Consider the following 18,283-nt stretch of genomic DNA (forward strand, 5'->3'; position numbering starts at 1 on the left):
TAAAAAAAGAAACTTCAAATCAATGAAATTTCTTTTTTTATTAAGCATTATAAAATTTTACGACTTTGTTTTTCTTGAACACTGCAACAATCAAACCAAATACCAGAGCAAAGATGATGTACTGCAAAGCATTAAAAGGTAAAACTACTGTTAAAAGATAAGTTGGATTCAAAGTAACTGATAGAGAACCCATATTAAAAAGATGAGTTGCTCCAACAAAAATCTTATCAACATCGAAGCCAGCAGCTAAACGATAGAGAGGGAGTGCGTAGAAAACATTCAATACCATCATCACAAGAACTGATGCGATGGCTGCTAAAACAACACCAACTGTATAGTTTTTGATTGAGAATTTTTTCTTTGTAAAGAACCAAACAATTGCCATGAAGATTCCCAAAGCAATGAAGTTCATCGGCACACCAATCCAAGTTGATGGCCCTTGATTAAATAGGAGATACCATAAGATAGAGCGAATAAAGAGGATAATAAATCCATCACCCAATCCCAAAGTAAAGACTCCAATAAGTACTGGAATGATTGAGAGTTCAACTTTCATAAAATCAATTCCAGGCAATAGCGGAAACTGCAAAATCGGCAATAATAAGATTGTTGATAATGCAGCAAGCATGGCAATTAATACCATCCGACGTGTTTTAGACATAAAAAAACCTCCAAATATGAGAAAATAATTCTTCAAATTTCGAGGAAGTTGATAGACATTTTTGGTTTGGCTAAAAACAGTAATCCAACCGAAGTTGATTACACTACAAAAATTGTTCATCTTCTTCCATCCAGACTTTACTGTCGCTAGCAGATTCTCACTGCTTCAATCGCCGTAGCGAATCGCGGAGTCATAAGGTCAAAGCCCTATTTACCGCCGGTCCCGAATTACACGGTGCCCTGAAGATATTTTTATTATAGCACAAAAATAGTTTGCTTATCAAGAATAAGATTTGCTTAAGAAATAAAAAAACAACTCTTTATCAGAATTGTCTTTTATAATAATCACTTAATTTCCTTGGGCTGCATTAATCAATTGAGAAACTTCTTTTTTACTCAAACGACGAAATTGTCCTGTTGGAAGTCCATCCAATGTAAGAGTTCCATATTGAATACGACTCAATTTTTGTACTGGAAGTCCTGCAGCCGCAAACATTTTTTTAACTTGATGATTTTGTCCTTCATGGATAGTTAAACTAACAATCGAATGATTTTTTGTTTTCTCTTGTTTGATAATCTCATAACGGGCGGGACTAACTTTTTTACCTTCAATAGTCATACCTAAAGTTAAAGGACGCAAGTTTTCTTTGTTCGCTTGACCTTCTACCTTAGCAACATAGACCTTATCAACGCCATGACGTGGGTGAGTCATCATATTCGTAAACTCACCGTCGTTTGTAAGCAAAAGCAAACCGCTTGTGTCCCAGTCCAAACGTCCCACAGGGTAAATCCGTTCTTTAACTTGAGGCATTAAATCCATTACCGTTTGACGTCCTTTGTCATCGCTAACTGAAGAAATATAGCCTCTTGGTTTATTTAGAAGATAATAAACGGGTTCTTCGTTATAAACTGCTACTCCATTAACTTCAACGATATCTCCAGTTGAAACTTGATAACCCAAGTTTGTCATTGGAACATTATTTACCGTTACTTTTCCCGCTAAAATTAGTTCTTCTGCTTTACGTCTGCTTGCCACACCTGCATGGGCCAAATATTTATTGATTCTCATTTTCTTCACTTTCGTTAAATAAGGTTTGTTCTTCTGCGATAAATCTTGACTCATCTATTTCAGGTAATTCATCTAAATGATTAATCCCAATATAGTCTAAGAAAAATTCAGTTGTTGCATAAAGACTTGGACGTCCTGGTGCTTCAACTTGCCCGACCTTTTCAACCAAATCAAAAGCACGAAGTGTTGAGAGAACACCTGAGGAATTCACTCCGCGGAGCTGATCGATTTCGAGTCGAGTTAAAGGTTGCTTATAAGCAATAATTGATAAAACTTCAAGAGCTGATTTTGACAAGGATTGATTAAGAGGAGTTTTGGCATAGTTTTTAAGAATTTCTGCAAACTCTTCTTTTGTAGCCATACGATATTTACCTGCAGTTTCAATAATCGTTAAAGCAGATTCTTCATCAGAATGATATTTTTCTTTTAAGTAATCAATTTGTTGCTGACAAGCTTGTTTAGACATTTCTGTCAATGCTGACAATTCTGCCAAAGTTAAACCAGCTTCGCCAGATACAAAAAGTAAGAGTTCACAACTTGCTGTCTTATTCACTAGTTTCTTTTCTTTCTAAAATAATTTCTCCGAAAAGCTCTCTTTGAGAAAAAGAAATCTGTTGATTTTTGATTAATTCTAAAAGAGCCATAAAAGTGGTGACGAGTTCATCTTTATTAGTAGAGCTAGAAAATAAATCTGAAAATTTACATATTTTTTGTTCTGTAAATCTAGTACTTAACTCTAAAATCTTATCAGCGATTGTAAATTTCTCAGCTGCTATTTTTGTATTTTCGTCTTGAAAATGTTGTCTTTTCAACTCAAGAATTTTAGTAAAAGCTAGAAATAAATCTAAAGCAGATTTATCCTGCAAAAGTACAGTTTCATCAGTGATAATTTCTGTCTTAGCTTTTGAATAAAAGTGACTACGTTCCTGATGAAGTTCATCTAAATCTTGTGACAACATTTTATATTTCCGATATTCATCAATTTGAGCCAATAAATCATACTCAAGTTGTTCTGTATCTTCAATAAAAGTTTCGGTAACTGTCGGTAAAAGTCTTCTTGATTTAATTAACATCAGTTGACTTGCCATTAACATGTACTCTCCAGCTACTTCCAATTCAAGTTCTTTCATGGTTTGAATATAGATAAGATATTGCTCAATAACTGGTACCAATGGAACTTCAAAAATATCCATTTCATACTGACTTACCAAATGCAATAAAAGGTCGAGAGGACCCTCGAAGTTTTTAATTTTTATATTGATTTCTTTAATCATAGTTTACATAATAAAAATAGTGTAAATTCCTATCTATAATATTTTTCAAGCGTTGTAATAGTTGTTAAACCAAGTAGAGTTGCCAGTTCATAAATTGACTTCCCTGCTTTAACCTGATGCAAGATATACTGTTCTCTAATTTCTTTGGAAGAATAGTTCGTAAATTTTTTCAATTCAGTATAAAGAAATTGACGAGATTTTGCGAATAATTCATCAGCATTATTAATGGCTTTAACTCTTATGGCAAATTTTTCTCTAATTGGTAAAACTCGTTTTATTCCTGCTTTTTCAATCGTGAGATATTTAAAGTTCCAATTAAAATTTTCCCATTTCAATTTTTGTATCTCAGCAAAATTTAAACCAAATTCTAAAATTAATAAGGCTAAAAATTGTCCTGGACAGGTCAAAGGACCATAGAACTCAGGAAATTCCTTAATCATTGGATGATAACTTTGAGCAGTCTGTGATTTTTTTTGAACGACTTGTTTAATTTTAAAGTACTGGTCAACTTTTTGTCTTTGATACAGGAAAAGCAAATATTGATTTGCACTCGAAATCTTCCTTCGCTGTGCTGCTGGCGAAAGATTACTAATTTGAATTTTGTAAAGTTCTAAGTTTTCTGTTGTGAGTGACTTATCTTCAAAGAAAGCCTGCAAAGAAACTAAATCATAATGGTAATTTGAACGAGTATTCTCTGAAAAATTTCTGCTTGCTAAATACTCGTCAATCTCGTTTGGTAATTTCATAATATTTTGTAAAGTCGTGAGCAAAGGCACTAAAGGCCTTTAATATTTCTTGCCTAACAACAATCCCCATAAATTCCTGTCTTTTGACTACTGGGAGAAATGGCTCCTTAATTAATTTGTGCATCATTTCTTCCAAGGTTACTGATGGTCCAACTGTTTGAACATCTTTATTAACTATTTCCGAAATTGATGTATTATGTAATTTTTCAAAAAAGAAATTCTGTTCCATTTCAAATTCAACGATTTCTGTTAAACCCAAAACACCAACATATTCTTTTTTTTCATTTAAAACTGGAACTCGTGAATACTTATACTGACTAAGCATCAGTTTTGCATGAGCAATATTATGCTCAGCATAAAGTACAGCAACATTTGAGGCAGGAATCATAAAGGTTTCACTTTGATTCAAGATAAAATCCTCAATCTTTTTATCAATCATGCAAATTACTCCTTAAAGAGCTTTGTAGACTTAGAGTCTGAACTGTAGTTCCGGGATAGGTTCATGTTGCAGATTTCGATAAGAAACTTTGAACTCTTCTCCTTCAATCTCAATTATAGCATACATTTTGATATCATACTTCCCTCTAGGTTGTGCAACTGAACCTGGATTTACATAAAGTATATTATTTATTTTTTGTGCTACTGGTTGATGGATATGTCCAAAAAGTGCGATATCTGCGTTCTTTTCCTCAGCAAAATAAGAATAACGGTCTAATCCTAAACCAACATAAAAAAGATGACCATGTGTAATTAATACCTTTTTTCCTTCAACTTCTTGAGTAAGAAAATCATGATATCCACTATCATAATCACAGTTCCCAGCAACAACAGTTATTCCTTGCCAAATTTCATCAGAACTAGGAAGTTCAGAATCTCCGCAATGAAAGATAGCAGTTGCTTCATTCAAATATTTTGATTTTATGGATTCAACCACATCGCGGTCATAATGTGAATCAGACATTACTACAAACATAAGCATTCCTTTTTTACATAATTATATTTATGTTAATTTATTTAAACTTATTTGTCAAGCCACTCAGGAAGTTCAGCCATTAATTTTCTCAAGGCTTGTCCACGATGAGAGACTTGATTTTTTTCTTTTTCTGATAATTCTGCGGCTGTTCTAAAGGCATCAACCATGAAAATAGGATCATAGCCAAAGCCATTTTCTCCTTTAGGAGCGAGAGCAATATAGCCATCCCAATCTGCTTCTACAACTAAACTCTCACGGCCTGGTTTTGCCGCCACAAGCGTAGTATGAAAATGTGCGCTTCTACGTTCTGGAGTAATTGCCGTTGGAGCCAGTTCGTGCAAAAGTTTTGCGATATTTTTCTCATCAGTAGGATCTGGAGCCGAGAAACGATGCGACCAAATGCCAGGCAAACCACCAAGGACATCAACACAAAGTCCTGAATCATCGCCAATAACTACTTGCCCAGTAATTTCAGCGATTTGTTCTGCTTTTAAACGAGCATTTTCTTCAAAAGTAGTTCCAGTTTCTTCAATTTCAGGAAGTTCTGGATAATCTGTTAAATCTTTGATTTCATAACCGAAATCAGCAAATAATTTCTTAAATTCTTTTGTTTTTCCTGAATTTCTTGTTGCGATTATAAGTGTTTTTTCCATTTATTTTTCCTTATTGAAATTCTCTATTTCAGTATGTTCAATCTGAAGTTGTCCGATGTTTAACCATTTTTCTGCAATTTCTCGAAATGAATTAACGCCCGCAGTAGTATAGAAACGATGCTCTAATGGTTGACGTTCTTGTCCATTTATTGAAAAATAGTTGAGCAGAACAGAGATATCTCGTACAGCTTCTGCTCCAGAATCAATCAAACGTACCTCTTTTCCCATTGTTTCTTGGATTAAGGAACGTAAGAGAGGATAGTGAGTACATCCGAGAATTAAGGTGTCTACTTTTCCAATTAGTGGAACAAGACTTTCTGATACAACTTTTCTAGCAATTTCAGATTCCATTTCATTTGATTCAACGATTGAAACAAATTTTGGACATGCTAGGCTATATACTTCTACTGCTGATGATTTACGAGCAATTGTTTTATGATATTCATCTGAACGAATCGAAGCTTGAGTGGCAATTACACCAATTTTGTTTGTTTTTGTTTTTTGAATCGCTGAGCTTGCTCCGGGTAGGATGACACCAATCACCGGTATATCTAGTTTTTCTTTTACAATTTCTAAGGCCATCGCTGTTGCTGTATTACAGGCCATTACAATCATTTTCACATCTTTTGATAGTAAAAAATTAACCATGTCCCAAGTGAACGCTATGATCTGTTCACGACTACGCGGACCATAAGGAGCTCTTCTTGTATCTCCTATGTAGACAATTTCTTCATTTGGGAGTTGTCTAAGGAGTTCGCGAGCAACAGTCAGTCCACCAACACCAGAATCTAAGAGGCCGATTGGTCGATTGTCCATTTTTCTTCTCCTTTTAAAATATCTAATTCAAATTCTCTCTTATCCAAAATCTGTATTTTTTAATATAATGGATACTTTATTTATGATGATAAAAGCAAACGCTGAGAGAGTTTAGAACTTGTGTTCTACTGCTTCGCTCAGCGTATATAATAGCTTATTTTTTGTTTGTGTCTGATTGCTTTGCAGCAGCACGAATTTGGCGAAGAACTTGTTGGACTTGAACTTCACTTGGTTTACGTCCCATAGATCCCATCATAAGACGAACAGCGTCTTCATTAAGGGGTGGGTTATCCATAAGTAATTTTTTTGTTTGGCGTTGTGAGAACCATGTTCCCAAGAAAAAACCTGCCAAAAGGCATACAACCATAAGCAAAATAGCTAAGATTAAATTCATTTTGAATCTCCTAATTTTGGCGAAACGCTTTCGCCATTGATGACATCTTATTATATCAAATTTTAGTCCTTTTGTCAGCACTTTATATTACTGACAGAAAGGATAAATGAGGCAAAAGTTACTGACGGAGCTGTCAGTAACTTTTTATTTCTCAAATTGTAAAATCAAAACCATCTAATGTTGCAAAATAATCAGCTGGCTTCTCTGCTCGACGAATTAAACGGGTCTTTCCATCTTCTTGAAGCAAAATTTCGGAACTTCTTAATTTAGCATTATATTGATAACCCATTGAGAATCCATGCGCACCAGTATCATGAATCACTAATAAATCTCCTATTTCTATTTTAGGAAAGGCTCTTTCTTTTGCAAATTTATCATTATTCTCACATAAAGAACCTGTAATATCATAAATTTCAGTCGCTTCATCATTTTCTTTTCCTGCAACTGTGATGTGGTGATAAGCATCATAAAAGGCTGGACGCATCAAGTTAACTGCTGATGCATCAACGCCAACATATTTTCGATAAGTTTCTTTAAGATGCAAAACTTTTGTAATCAAATGACCGTGTGGAGCAAGCATAAAACGTCCCAATTCGGTATAAATTTTTAGATTTTCTATCCCGTTAGCGCTCAAAACTTCATCATAAGCTTCATGAACACCTTGTCCGATTTTTGCAATATCATTTGCCTCCTCATCAGGACGATAGTTCACACCAATTCCGCCTGATAAGTTAATGAAATCAAGGGTAATTCCAGTTTCTTCTCTAATTTCTAAAGCAAGCTTAAAGAGCTTGCTGGAAAGTTCTGGGTAATAATCGTTTGTCACTGTATTTGAAGCCAAAAAACTATGCATTCCAAATTTTTTCACGCCTAATTTTTGCAAATCTTTAATTCCTTGGATGAGTTGGGCTTTTGTCATTCCGAATTTAGATTCTTCTGGATTATCCATAATTTTTGTTCCCATAGCAAAAACTCCACCGGGATTGTATCTCAAACTCATTGTTTCCGGAAAAATAAAATCTGTCAGATTTTTCAAAAATTCAATATCTTCATAGGCATCAAGATTGATTGTCGCACCCAATTGATTAGCAAATTGAAATTCTTCAGCTGGAGTATCGTTTGATGAAAACATCATCTCAGAGCCGTCAAACCCACATTTTTCGGAAAGTAACAATTCGACATAAGAGGCGCAATCAACTCCACACCCCTCTTCATGAAGAATTTTTAAAATAGCTGGTGTGGGTGTCGCTTTCACAGCAAAAAATTCTTTAAATCCTTTATTCCAAGCAAAGGCTTTGTGAAGGTCACGCGCTTTTTGACGAATTCCTTTTTCATCATAAAGATGAAATGGTGTTGGAAATTCCTTTGTGATTTGTTCTAATTGTTCTTTTGTTACAAATGGTGTCTTCATCTCTCACCTCATTTTTAGATTATTTATAAGTATAGCATATCATCAAAAGCTTGGACACAAAAAAGTTCCTGCCATTTTTACTGACAGAAACTTTTTTTACTGACAGAATGATAAATTATGCTGTAGCGACTTTTATTAATTGTTCATCAACAATTTCGGCTGTTTTTCTTCCTTCACGGATTGCCCAAATAACCAAAGATGGACCTCGTCTGGCATCGCCTGCAACTAGAACTTTGTCATTATTTGTTCGATAGTCATCATAAATTTCTTGAACACCAAATTTATCCAGTAATCCTGTGTCAGTCCCAACAAATCCCATAGCAAGTAAGACTAAATCCGCTTCAATTACTTGTTCTGTCCCTTCTACTGCCTTGAAGTCAGGTCCAACTTTGGCTACTTTTAAACCCGTAAGTTGACCTTCAGCATTTGTTTGAAAAGCTGTTGCAGTCATTTGATAGGTTGTCAAATCAGTATTTCCCACAAATTCTGCTTCTTTTTGCCCATAACCTGCTCTCAAGGTCATTGGCCACTCAGGCCAAGGGTTGTTATCTAAACGATCAGTGGGTAAACTTGGTGTGATTTCTAATTGAGAAACCGATGCTGCTCCTAAACGAACTGCCGTTCCGATACAATCGTTCCCTGTATCTCCACCACCAATGACTACTACTTTTTTTCCTTTTAATGATTGACTAATATTATCTTCGCCCTCTTCTAGGACAGTTTTAGTCGTTTCTGTCAGAAAATCAATGGCAAATCGAATTCCAACTGCTTCACGGCCTGAAATATTTAAATCACGTGGAATTCCTGCGCCAATCGCCAAAATAATTCTATCAAAATTTACTGACAGGTCTTCGTAACTGATTGTCTTTCCAATCTCAGTATTGGTGACAAAAGTCACACCAAGTTCTGTCATTAAATCAATTCGTTTTTGAACGACTTTTTTATCCAATTTCATATTTGGAATGCCGTACATCAATAAGCCGCCCAAACGATCTGATTTTTCAAAAACAGTAACGCTATGTCCCAATTGATTAAGACGCCAAGCAGCTGACAGACCGGCAGGTCCAGACCCAATAATCGCTATTTTATAACCTGTCGGCTCCGCAGCTTTGCCAATTTCAGCCACCCAACCTTCATCGTTTCCTAAATCACCCAAGAAACGTTCATTATCTTTAATGGTTACTCCTGCACCGTTTAAGGCCTCGGCACAAGATTTTTCACAAGGAGCAGGACAGACTCTGCCAGTAAACTCTGGAAAAGGATTGGTTAAAATCAAACGTTCATAGGCTTTTCTTTGTAGTCCTCGATAAATCAAATCATTCCACTCTGGAATATGATTATCATTTGGACAACCTGAGACAGCCCGTTTGCCCCCATAAAATATCCCTTGATGGCAAAAAGGAACATCACAATGCATACAACGTGCCGCTTGTTTTTGTCGTTCTTCAGTAGATAAGGGAACTTGCAGTTCAGCAAAATCCTTTATCCGCTCCGCTAATTCACGGTAAGGATTATCATTTCTTGGATAATTTAAAAATCCATTTGGATCAGCCATTAGCTCACCTCCGTTACTTTTTTAAAGGTTGTCATTGTAAGTGCTTCGCCTGACAAACCTGTTTTAGCCAAATCTTCTTCAACATTTTTAATATGATGATATTCTCTTGGATAAACTTTGACAAATTTTTCGCGTTCTGTTTGCCAATGTTCTAAAATGAATTTTGCTTTTGCTGAATCAGTATAATTCAAATGTTTCTTCAATAATTCTTCTAAAACTTCATCACCTGAAGTTTCATCTAAAGCATAAAGATCCACCATTTCCCGATTCACTTTATTTTCAAAATTGCCAGCGACATCATAAACATAAGCGATACCACCAGACATCCCAGCCGCAAAATTACGACCTGTTGTACCAAGAACAACAGCGATACCACCAGTCATGTATTCACAACCATGGTCACCCGTTCCTTCCACAACAAAATGTGCTCCTGAATTTCGGACACCACAGCGCTCACCTGCACGACCTCGGAAATAAGCTTCGCCACCGATAGCCCCAAAGAGCGAAACATTCCCAACAATAGAAGTATTTTCAATATCATAAGCAGCATCTAGAGGTGGTTTTACAATCAAACGGCCACCTGACAATGATTTTCCAATATAATCATTGGCTTCGCCAATCAGAGTAACCTCCATACCAGCGGTTGCGTAAGAGCCAAAGGACTGGCCAGCAACCCCTTCATATTCATAGCAAACAGAAGCATCTTTTAGACCAAAATTACCATAACGTTCAGCAATCCAACCTGCCATCCGCGCGGTCGTTGTTCGATTAATATTTTTAATCGTGCCATGAACCGTTGCTTGAGAACCATTATTAAGTGTAGCCTCCGTAAATTGGTCTAACTCTTTCCAAGCACGAGGATTAGCAAAAGGATCACTATGTCTTGTTGCAATCGGTAAGGCATGACCAAGCATACGGCTAAAGTCCAAACCTCGCATTTTAGCTGGTAAATCTTCTTTAGCTTGCAAGAGCTCGGCATGACCTACCAATTCATTGATTGTTCTAAAACCAAGTTCGGCTAAAAGTTCTCGAACTTCCTCAGCCATAAATTCCATTAAACGTACAATGTGCTCTGGTTTTCCAGAAAAATTTGCTCTTAATCTAGGATTTTGTGTGGCAATACCTACGGGACAAGTATTTAAATGACAATTTCTTGTCATGATACATCCAATCGCAACCAAAGCTAAACTACCAAATGAATATTCTTCAGCACCTAGCATTGCAGCAATCGCAATATCTCGACCTGTGACTACTTTACCATCAGTTTCCAAAATCATTCGGTCACGTAAATTGTTCAAACTAAGCGTTTGATGTGCTTCTGCCAGTCCCATTTCCCAAGGGAGACCTGCATCTCTTGTTGAGTTTCTAGGACTTGCTCCAGTTCCACCATCATAACCAGAAATAACAACTTTATCAGCTCCTGCCTTAACACATCCTGTAGCAATTGTTCCAACACCAGTCGATGAAACCAACTTAACGTTGATTTTTGCATAAGGATTAATTTTTTTCAAGTCAAAAATAAGTTGCGACAAATCTTCAATGGAATAAATATCATGATGAGGCGGTGGTGAAATTAAACTTACCCCTGGAGTTGAGTTTCGAACTTCTGCCACCCAAGGAAAAGCTTTTTTACCTGGCAATTGCCCACCTTCACCTGGCTTAGCACCTTGCGAAATTTTAATTTGAATCTCTTCGGCAGACATTAAATAAGCAGCTGACACACCAAATCGTCCAGAGGCGACTTGTTTAATTTTAGAATTATTGATTGTGCCATAGCGTTTTGCATTTTCACCACCTTCACCCGAATTGGATTTTGCACCAATAGAGTTCATGGCTTGAGCAATACATTCGTGAGCCTCTTGTGACAATGATCCAAATGACATGGCCCCAATTTTGAAACGTTTAACAATTTCACGAGCTGGTTCTACTTCGCTCATCTGAATGGACTTCCGATCAGATTTGATTTTCCAAGTGTGACGTAAGCTTGTCGGCGTTTTTAGAGCAATATCATTTAGATACTGACTATATTTTTTATATTTTTCAAAATCATTTTGACGGACAGCATTTTGAATTTGGTAAATCATTTGTGGGTCATAGATATGATGTTCTCCTTCATCCGCCCGGTATTGGAAAGAACCGCCTGTTTCCAATAAATCCTGTGCTCGATGTCCATAAGCTTTCTCATATCGCAAACGATATTCGTCCTCAATTTGGGCAAGAGAAAGTCCACCAATTCTTGTACTCGTACCTGTGAAGTACTTGTCAACGACTTCTTTAGATAAACCAATTGCTTCAAAAAGTTGAGCCCCTTTATAACCGACAATTGTTGAAATTCCCATGCGGCTCATGACCTTAACAATACCTTTTTCTGCCGCATGACGGAAATTTTCAAGTTGTTCAGGTGCTCCCATACCCCAGTCTGAAAGGGTTGCATATGCACCATAAGGATGAATTCCTGATACGCCATAGCCTACAAGCGCTGCAAATTGATGAACTTCGCACACCTCAGCTGTATCTACAATAATTGCAAATTTAGACGCATTATGACGTCCTAACATATAATGATAAAGTCCTGACAAAGCAAGTAAAATAGGCATCGGCACTTTATTTTCAGCAAAGTCACGGTCAGAAAGCACGATAATAGTTGTTCCTTGATTAATCAAACTTTCTGCCTTATAAAAGAGTTTGTTCAATGCATTTTCTAAAAGGTCATCCTTATCATAAAGGGTGGAAATAATTTCTGTATGATAATGTTCTTCCTTCAATGCTAAGATTTTTTCAAAGTCAGCCGTTGAAAGGACTGGACTGTCTAATTTTAACTTACGGACATTTTCACCTGTGATTTTTGCTGGATTCCCATCTTCTCCCAAATAGGTTTCTGTTCCAATGACAATTTGTTCCCTAATCGCATCAATTGGCGGATTGGTCACTTGAGCAAATTGTTGTTTGAAGAAATTATAAAGTGATTGAGATTGATCAGATAAAACTGCCAAAGGAGCATCAAAGCCCATTGAAATTGTAGGTTCATTGGCTGATTCCGCCATTGGTAAAAGCACTGTCCGAATGACTTCGTCAGTATAACCAAATAATTTCCATAAGGTATTCATTTTTGCTGACGGAATTGGATTTGTTTTTTCACTTTCTGTCAGTGCTGACAGTTTTTTCAAACCTGCTGACAGAAATTCTTGGTAGGGATATTTATTAGCATAATAACTCTTGACTTCTTCATTACGAATAATTTTTCCTTCGTCAGTATTTACTAACAACATGTTACCAGGTCCAAGAACTGATTTTTCAATGATTTCATCGGCTGGGATATCAACCACACCAGATTCGCTTGACAGAATGATAAAATTATCCTTTGTCACAAGATAACGACTTGGTCTTAAACCATTCCGATCAAGTCTTGCCCCAACGGTTTTTCCGTCAGTAAATACTAAAGCTGCCGGTCCATCCCAAGGCGCAATATGAGCAGTTGAATATTCGTAAAAAGCTTTCAATTCTGGACTTAAGCCAGTTTGTTCTCCCCAAGCCTCAGGAATCATGGTCAGTAAACTTTCTGGAAGTTCTCGACCATTTCGATAGAAATACTCCATACAATTTTCTAATTTGGCTGAATCAGAATTTTCTACATTGTACATTTCAATATCGTTAACTTTCATCCAGTTTTCAGCTCCACGAAGCGTGTTAATTTCGCCATTATGTGCTAGAAAACGAAAAGGTTGAGCCCGATTCCAAGAGGGAAAAGTATTGGTAGAAAAACGGCTATGTGTTAGTGCAATATGACTTTTGAAATCTTCATCAGACAAATCAGGATAAAAGAGTTTTACTTGATACGCGTGAAGCATTCCCTTATAAACAACCGTCTGACTAGATAATGAACAAATATATAATTCCTCTTCGTCAAAACGTTTTTCAAGATTTCGTCTGATAATAAATAAATCATTTTCAAAATTAGAAATTTCGCTGACAGCTTTTTCAGATGATTTTTTCTCAATAAAAACTTGAACAAAAGACGGCATAATTCCTTGAGCCGTTGCTCCACATGCTTCAAAATTAAAAGGAACTGTGCGCGTGAATAAGACTTCATATCCTTGAGCCTTAACAGCTGCCTTAATCGCTTCTAATTCTTGATGTTTTTTATTTTCCTTACGTGATAAGAAAAATTGCCCTACGGCATAATCACCAAGTTTTGGTAATTCTACATCATGTTCTTTTGCAATTTTACGAAAGAATTCGTCAGGCAAAGCAAGTAAAATACCTGCCCCATCACCTGTTTCTGGTTCAGCACCCGTTCCACCACGATGATTCATCCTTGTTAACATGGTCAGCGCTCTCTCAACTAAAAGGTGACTAGCTTTACCGTCAATTTGGGCAATGAAGCCCATTCCACAAGCATCCGATTCAAAATCAGGCTGCCAAAGTGTCGTTTTCATGGCTTGTTTAGCTTTTTTATTCATAACACAACCTCTTTTATTTTACAATTTGGTTCTTTTATTCTACTAAAATTTCGATGAAATATCAATATATTCTGACAATTATATATAAATGTAATTTTTAGTAGCTTTATCAAAAATATAAAAACCCTTACAATTGACTAAAAGAGACTAAAATTGTAAGATAAAAGAATGAATAAGAAACAATTAAAGACACTAATTAATTCAGGAAAAACATACGATGACGCCGATTTAGACTTGTCTGAATATCGTAACCATGCCCTTTTTGAAAGCCGCCGTTATAATCAAAAAATTAATAACAATGAGGGTTATCATCCAGAAATCTTAGAGAATCTTTTTGAACATTTAGGTAAAAATCCTTATATTGAATCTAATTTTCGCTGTGAATTTGGCTTCAATATAAGAATTGGCGATAATGTCCTCATTAATCATGATATGATTATTTTAGACTGTAATCAGGTCACGATTGGCAATAATGTTTACTTTGGTCCCCGCTGTGGTTTATTTGCTGCCAATCATTCGGAAGATCCAAGTTTAAGAACTGCTGGCGGGGTCTATTCAAAGCCAATTACGGTTGGGAACCAAGTCTGGTTGGGGGCAAATGTCAGCCTTCTTCCTGGTGTAAGCATTGGTGACAATAGTATTATTGGTGCAGGAAGCGTCGTTACCAAAGATATTCCAGAAAATGTGATTGCTGCTGGTAATCCTTGCCAAGTGATTCGCCCAATTCGAACAGAGGATCAAGAATGGATTAAAAAAGATAAATTATTTATTTCAAAATAAAAAAGCTAAAGAGTATTCTTTAGCTTTTTAAATTAATCAACTTTAACAATCCAGCCTTCTGGTGCTTCAACATCACCAAACTGAATGCCAACCAACTCATCATATAAACGTTTAACCGTTGGTCCTACTTCTGTTTCTGAATGGAAAATATAAGAATCTTCTCCATCGTCAATACGACCAATTGGAGAGATAATTGCTGCTGTGCCACAAGCTCCTGCTTCAACAAATTTACCTAAATCTTTGGCATAAACTTCACCCTCAATCGCTTTGAGTCCCAAACGATGTTCAGCTAAATAAAGAAGAGAATATTTAGTAATTGAAGGTAAGATTGATGGACTCAATGGTGTGATAAATTCATTATCGGCTGTAATTCCAAAGAAATTTGCTGCCCCGACTTCTTCAATTTTAGTATGTGTGCTTGGGTCAAGATAAATTGCATCTGCATAGCCTGAAGCTTTGGCACCAACTTCTGCTTGTAAAGAAGCTGCATAATTTCCTCCAACTTTGGCACCACCTGTACCAAGTGGAGCTGCCCTATCATAATCTCTTGAAATTACAAATTTTGAAGGAGCCAATCCGCCTTTAAAATAAGAACCAACCGGCATAGCAAAAACGGTGAAAATATATTCATCAGCAGGTTTCACCCCAATAACGTCACCAACCCCAATCAAAAGTGGACGGAGATAGAGCGTTGCACCCGTTCCGTAAGGAGGCACAAAATCTTCGTTGGCTTTCACCACTTGTTTAACTGCATCAATAAACATTTCAGTTGGAACTTCTGCCATGCAAAGTCGACGCGCCGTATTTTGCAAACGAGCAGCATTTTGGTCAGGACGGAAAAGTTGGATTGAACCATCCTTTGTTCGATAGGCTTTTAATCCTTCAAAACCTTGTTGACCATAATGCAAAGCAGGTGATGATTCACTAATATGAAGTTGATTATCTCCTGTTAGTTCTCCAGCACTCCATTTTCCATCTTTAAAACGAGCGATATAACGAAAAGGTAAGTTCCGATAGCTGAATCCTAAATTTTCCCAGTCTAAATTAATTGCCATAACATCCTCCAAATTTTTTTGTTATAATAGATTATATTATTTTCTGTAACATAAAACAAGAAAATATTCATGAAATTCAGTAAAAGTTCAAACAATTTTTTCAAATATAGTCAATTTCTCTATAAATGAATTTATAAAATTACTGAACAAAGGAGCAAAAATGAACTTATTAAAAACAAACTGGGAAGATTTTGGTTTATTTTTATTAGATAAAGCAATTACAATTTTATTAATTAGTATTCTTTTTTTTATTCTCTATCAAGCCGGCTCTCGTATCGTTAAACGCTTATTTAAAAATTATAGTGAGCAAAAATGGACAGATACTTCGAGAATTTTAACCCTCTCTCGACTGACAACCAGTGCCATCCATTATCTTACAGTTTTTCTTTATATCTATACTGTTCTAGGAGTCATCGGAATTCCTGTTGCAAATATCCTTGCTGGTGCTGGTATTCTCGGAGTTGCTCTAGGTTTTGCTGGGCGAGATTTAGTCGCTGATATTATCAATGGCTTCTTTATTATCGTTGAACATCAAATCAACGTTGGAGATACTGTGGCTTTTGCTGGCCTTGACATCGAAGGGGTAGTAAAAACTGTAGGAATTCGTTCAATTACAGTAATTGGCGCTGATGGCGCAACGACTTTTATTCCTAATCGAAATATTGCTGCCCTCAAAAACTACTCATACAAAGAAAGAACTGTTAATCTTGATGTGCCAGTAACAAGTGAAAATCTGACTGAAAGAAAAAATCAGATTATGGAAGTTAATGCAAATTATCCTCAACTTAAATATTTAGGAATTATCAACATTGAAGACAAACTCTTCTTAAGAACAAGTTTAACAGCCCCATTATCTAAGATTACTCCTTTAAAAATGGAGATTTTAGATAAATATTATGAAAAATAATCACTGACAGACTTATGACTAAATAGAAAAAACAAAAATTATCATCAAAATAAAAGCGATATAGATTAACTATATCGCTTTTATTTTTTCATAAGATGAATATCGGTTTTTTTAGTGAGTAAAGCCATATGTTTTATTTTCAGGCTCTTCATGATATAGAATATGAGCCTTATTTAAAGCATCAATCGCTTCTTGCATATCTTGAACATAGTTAAATGCCATATTCATCCCAAAATCTGCTCGAATCACTAAACGTTGAATGATTTCATTTTCCAAATTTTTAGGAAGTGGATAAGCAGGCACTTGCCATCCCTTCATTAATAAACGGTCCGCCAAATCATAAAGATTCCAACCTCGATTTGAATCTTCTTTTAATTTATAGCAGACAATTGGCAATTGTGACCCATCGTTCATAATTTCAAACATTCCAGTTTTTTCAATTTCTTTTGCTAAAAACATGGCTACTTTATGTGTTCTCTCATGAATAGCTTTATATCCATCAAATCCATAACGTACAAAATTATAATATTGACCAATTAATTGAGAGGCACTGTGAGAAAAATTAATGGCCATCGTTGGTAGTTCTCCTCCAAGATAACTTACTTTAAAAATTAATTCTTCTGGTAAATATTTTTTGTCACGCCACAAAACCCAACCTACACCAGGATAAACTAAACCATATTTATGGCCTGAGGTATTGATTGAAATGACATTTTTCAAACGGAAATCCCACTCAAGTTCTGGCTCAACAAAGGGAGCATAAAGTCCTCCTGAAGCAGCATCTACGTGAATATAAACTTTATAGTCTGTCTGTTTATTATATTCTTCAATCAAATTATCCAAAGCTTTGATATCATCATAACGACCAGTATAAGTAATCCCCATAATACCAACTACCCCAATCGTGTACTCATCAACATAATCCATCACCTTGTCCAAATTGATTGACATATGTTCTTTATCCATTGGCACTTCTCGCATTTCAATATCCCAATAAACACAGAATTTTTCCCAGCAAACTTGATAACCAGATGAAATAACTAAGTTTGGCTTTTTCGCATTAATATCTAATCCTAATTTTTCTGCTCGCTTGCGCCAAGAAAACTTCATGGCCATTCCACCAAGCATACAAGCTTCTGAAGAACCAATCGTTGAAGTCCCCATAAATTTTTCTTTTTCACTCGCATTCCAAAGGTCAGCAATCATGTTGACGCAACGGTTTTCAATTTCAGTTGTTCTTGGATATTCCGATTTATCAATCGCATTTTTTTCCAAGGTCTGACTCATTAGTTTGACTGCTTCAGGTTCCATATAAGTTTGACAGAATGTGGCTAAATTTAAACGAGCGTTCCCTTCATCTAACATTTCATCTTGAACTAACTGATAGGCCACTCGAGGCTCAATTGATTTTTGAGCTAATTTATATTTAGGCAAATCCACTTGTTCACTTTCTGAACCAAAAATTGGTTCCAAGAACTCTGCTTCATCGCGATTTTCTTTTCCGTATAACATAGGTACATCCTCCAATTT

General features: G+C 36.0%; 17 protein-coding genes and 1 riboswitch. Of the genes, 2 read left to right on the forward strand and 15 right to left on the reverse strand.

The features are described from left to right. Positions 1 to 40 precede the first annotated feature (40 nt). From IAE52_RS02075 to gltB, 13 genes are all read right to left on the reverse strand, one after another. Positions 41 to 661: an ECF transporter S component gene (locus IAE52_RS02075; protein WP_003130203.1), complete on the reverse strand. Its 621-nt coding sequence runs from the start codon at positions 659 to 661 to the stop codon at positions 41 to 43. Positions 662 to 775: 114 nt separating this feature from the next. Then, a riboswitch (FMN riboswitch) is annotated at positions 776 to 912 on the reverse strand. A gap of 97 nt (positions 913 to 1,009) precedes the next feature. Further along, on the reverse strand, positions 1,010 to 1,729 hold the full coding sequence (locus tag IAE52_RS02080) for a pseudouridine synthase (protein ID WP_003130202.1): 720 nt from the start codon (positions 1,727 to 1,729) through the stop codon (positions 1,010 to 1,012). Further along, the gene (gene scpB / locus IAE52_RS02085; protein ID WP_012897880.1) at positions 1,716 to 2,282 is read right to left on the reverse strand and encodes an SMC-Scp complex subunit ScpB; all 567 of its coding nucleotides are present in this window, start codon (positions 2,280 to 2,282) and stop codon (positions 1,716 to 1,718) included. The genes IAE52_RS02080 and scpB overlap by 14 nt, the downstream gene beginning before the upstream one ends. Next, positions 2,275 to 3,003: a segregation/condensation protein A gene (locus tag IAE52_RS02090; RefSeq protein WP_109990975.1), complete on the reverse strand. Its 729-nt coding sequence runs from the start codon at positions 3,001 to 3,003 to the stop codon at positions 2,275 to 2,277. Before IAE52_RS02090 ends, scpB begins: the two co-directional genes overlap by 8 nt. A 29-nt stretch (positions 3,004 to 3,032) precedes the next feature. Further along, the gene (gene xerD, locus IAE52_RS02095) at positions 3,033 to 3,749 is read right to left on the reverse strand and encodes a site-specific tyrosine recombinase XerD (protein WP_010905864.1); all 717 of its coding nucleotides are present in this window, start codon (positions 3,747 to 3,749) and stop codon (positions 3,033 to 3,035) included. Then, on the reverse strand, positions 3,727 to 4,188 hold the full coding sequence (cbpB, locus tag IAE52_RS02100; protein ID WP_010905865.1) for a cyclic-di-AMP-binding protein CbpB: 462 nt from the start codon (positions 4,186 to 4,188) through the stop codon (positions 3,727 to 3,729). The genes xerD and cbpB overlap by 23 nt, the downstream gene beginning before the upstream one ends. Positions 4,189 to 4,218: 30 nt before the next feature. Next, complete coding sequence (locus tag IAE52_RS02105; protein ID WP_021465146.1) at positions 4,219 to 4,722, reverse strand: metallophosphoesterase; 504 nt, start codon at positions 4,720 to 4,722, stop codon at positions 4,219 to 4,221. A 47-nt stretch (positions 4,723 to 4,769) separates the two neighbouring features. Further along, a complete protein-coding gene (locus IAE52_RS02110) occupies positions 4,770 to 5,375 on the reverse strand; it encodes a nucleoside-triphosphate diphosphatase (protein WP_003130194.1) in 606 nt (201 codons plus the stop codon). Next, positions 5,376 to 6,191: a glutamate racemase gene (gene racE, locus IAE52_RS02115; RefSeq protein WP_003130192.1), complete on the reverse strand. Its 816-nt coding sequence runs from the start codon at positions 6,189 to 6,191 to the stop codon at positions 5,376 to 5,378. It lies immediately after the preceding gene. Positions 6,192 to 6,345: 154 nt separating this feature from the next. Beyond that, on the reverse strand, positions 6,346 to 6,585 hold the full coding sequence (locus IAE52_RS02120; protein WP_003130191.1) for a YneF family protein: 240 nt from the start codon (positions 6,583 to 6,585) through the stop codon (positions 6,346 to 6,348). A gap of 151 nt (positions 6,586 to 6,736) precedes the next feature. Next, positions 6,737 to 7,996 carry a diaminopimelate decarboxylase gene (locus IAE52_RS02125; protein WP_109990976.1) on the reverse strand — a complete coding sequence of 420 codons (1,260 nt, stop codon included), beginning with the start codon at positions 7,994 to 7,996 and terminating at the stop codon, positions 6,737 to 6,739. 115 nt (positions 7,997 to 8,111) lie between these two features. Next, positions 8,112 to 9,551: a glutamate synthase subunit beta gene (locus tag IAE52_RS02130; RefSeq protein ID WP_015426512.1), complete on the reverse strand. Its 1,440-nt coding sequence runs from the start codon at positions 9,549 to 9,551 to the stop codon at positions 8,112 to 8,114. Next, positions 9,551 to 14,011 (reverse strand): glutamate synthase large subunit, encoded by a 4,461-nt coding sequence (gene gltB / locus IAE52_RS02135; protein ID WP_109990977.1) that lies wholly within the window; start codon positions 14,009 to 14,011, stop codon positions 9,551 to 9,553. The genes IAE52_RS02130 and gltB overlap by 1 nt, the downstream gene beginning before the upstream one ends. A gap of 168 nt (positions 14,012 to 14,179) precedes the next feature. On the opposite strand from gltB, the gene IAE52_RS02140 reads away from it, so the two are divergent. Beyond that, entirely contained in the window at positions 14,180 to 14,791 is a 612-nt protein-coding gene (locus tag IAE52_RS02140; RefSeq protein WP_003130183.1) for a sugar O-acetyltransferase, read from the forward strand. 32 nt (positions 14,792 to 14,823) lie between these two features. Here IAE52_RS02140 and IAE52_RS02145 read toward each other — a convergent pair whose 3' ends face one another. Further along, positions 14,824 to 15,846 carry a branched-chain amino acid aminotransferase gene (locus IAE52_RS02145; protein WP_003130182.1) on the reverse strand — a complete coding sequence of 341 codons (1,023 nt, stop codon included), beginning with the start codon at positions 15,844 to 15,846 and terminating at the stop codon, positions 14,824 to 14,826. Positions 15,847 to 16,006: 160 nt separating this feature from the next. Between IAE52_RS02145 and IAE52_RS02150 the strand changes: the two genes are divergently transcribed. After that, positions 16,007 to 16,753 (forward strand): mechanosensitive ion channel family protein, encoded by a 747-nt coding sequence (locus IAE52_RS02150; RefSeq protein WP_058206448.1) that lies wholly within the window; start codon positions 16,007 to 16,009, stop codon positions 16,751 to 16,753. A gap of 111 nt (positions 16,754 to 16,864) precedes the next feature. On the opposite strand, the gene IAE52_RS02155 is transcribed toward IAE52_RS02150, so the two are convergent. Continuing rightward, entirely contained in the window at positions 16,865 to 18,265 is a 1,401-nt protein-coding gene (locus IAE52_RS02155) for a glutamate decarboxylase (RefSeq protein WP_033898927.1), read from the reverse strand. Positions 18,266 to 18,283 lie beyond the last annotated feature (18 nt).

It is taken from the genome of Lactococcus sp. S47 (assembly GCF_016517475.1).
In the GTDB taxonomy this organism is placed as follows: Bacteria; Bacillota; Bacilli; order Lactobacillales; family Streptococcaceae; genus Lactococcus; species Lactococcus lactis.

What these genes read in the sequence shown, in the direction of transcription:
- IAE52_RS02075 (WP_003130203.1), bottom strand. Translation starts at nt 661, where the DNA reads ATGTCTAAAACACGTCGGATGGTATTAATTGCCATGCTTGCTGCATTA.
- IAE52_RS02080 (WP_003130202.1), bottom strand. Translation starts at nt 1,729, where the DNA reads ATGAGAATCAATAAATATTTGGCCCATGCAGGTGTGGCAAGCAGACGT.
- IAE52_RS02090 (WP_109990975.1), bottom strand. Translation starts at nt 3,003, where the DNA reads ATGATTAAAGAAATCAATATAAAAATTAAAAACTTCGAGGGTCCTCTC.
- xerD (WP_010905864.1), bottom strand. Translation starts at nt 3,749, where the DNA reads ATGAAATTACCAAACGAGATTGACGAGTATTTAGCAAGCAGAAATTTT.
- cbpB (WP_010905865.1), bottom strand. Translation starts at nt 4,188, where the DNA reads ATGATTGATAAAAAGATTGAGGATTTTATCTTGAATCAAAGTGAAACC.
- IAE52_RS02105 (WP_021465146.1), bottom strand. Translation starts at nt 4,722, where the DNA reads ATGTTTGTAGTAATGTCTGATTCACATTATGACCGCGATGTGGTTGAA.
- IAE52_RS02110 (WP_003130194.1), bottom strand. Translation starts at nt 5,375, where the DNA reads ATGGAAAAAACACTTATAATCGCAACAAGAAATTCAGGAAAAACAAAA.
- racE (WP_003130192.1), bottom strand. Translation starts at nt 6,191, where the DNA reads ATGGACAATCGACCAATCGGCCTCTTAGATTCTGGTGTTGGTGGACTG.
- IAE52_RS02120 (WP_003130191.1), bottom strand. Translation starts at nt 6,585, where the DNA reads ATGAATTTAATCTTAGCTATTTTGCTTATGGTTGTATGCCTTTTGGCA.
- IAE52_RS02125 (WP_109990976.1), bottom strand. Translation starts at nt 7,996, where the DNA reads ATGAAGACACCATTTGTAACAAAAGAACAATTAGAACAAATCACAAAG.
- IAE52_RS02130 (WP_015426512.1), bottom strand. Translation starts at nt 9,551, where the DNA reads ATGGCTGATCCAAATGGATTTTTAAATTATCCAAGAAATGATAATCCT.
- gltB (WP_109990977.1), bottom strand. Translation starts at nt 14,011, where the DNA reads ATGAATAAAAAAGCTAAACAAGCCATGAAAACGACACTTTGGCAGCCT.
- IAE52_RS02140 (WP_003130183.1), top strand. Translation starts at nt 14,180, where the DNA reads ATGAATAAGAAACAATTAAAGACACTAATTAATTCAGGAAAAACATAC.
- IAE52_RS02145 (WP_003130182.1), bottom strand. Translation starts at nt 15,846, where the DNA reads ATGGCAATTAATTTAGACTGGGAAAATTTAGGATTCAGCTATCGGAAC.
- IAE52_RS02150 (WP_058206448.1), top strand. Translation starts at nt 16,007, where the DNA reads ATGAACTTATTAAAAACAAACTGGGAAGATTTTGGTTTATTTTTATTA.
- IAE52_RS02155 (WP_033898927.1), bottom strand. Translation starts at nt 18,265, where the DNA reads ATGTTATACGGAAAAGAAAATCGCGATGAAGCAGAGTTCTTGGAACCA.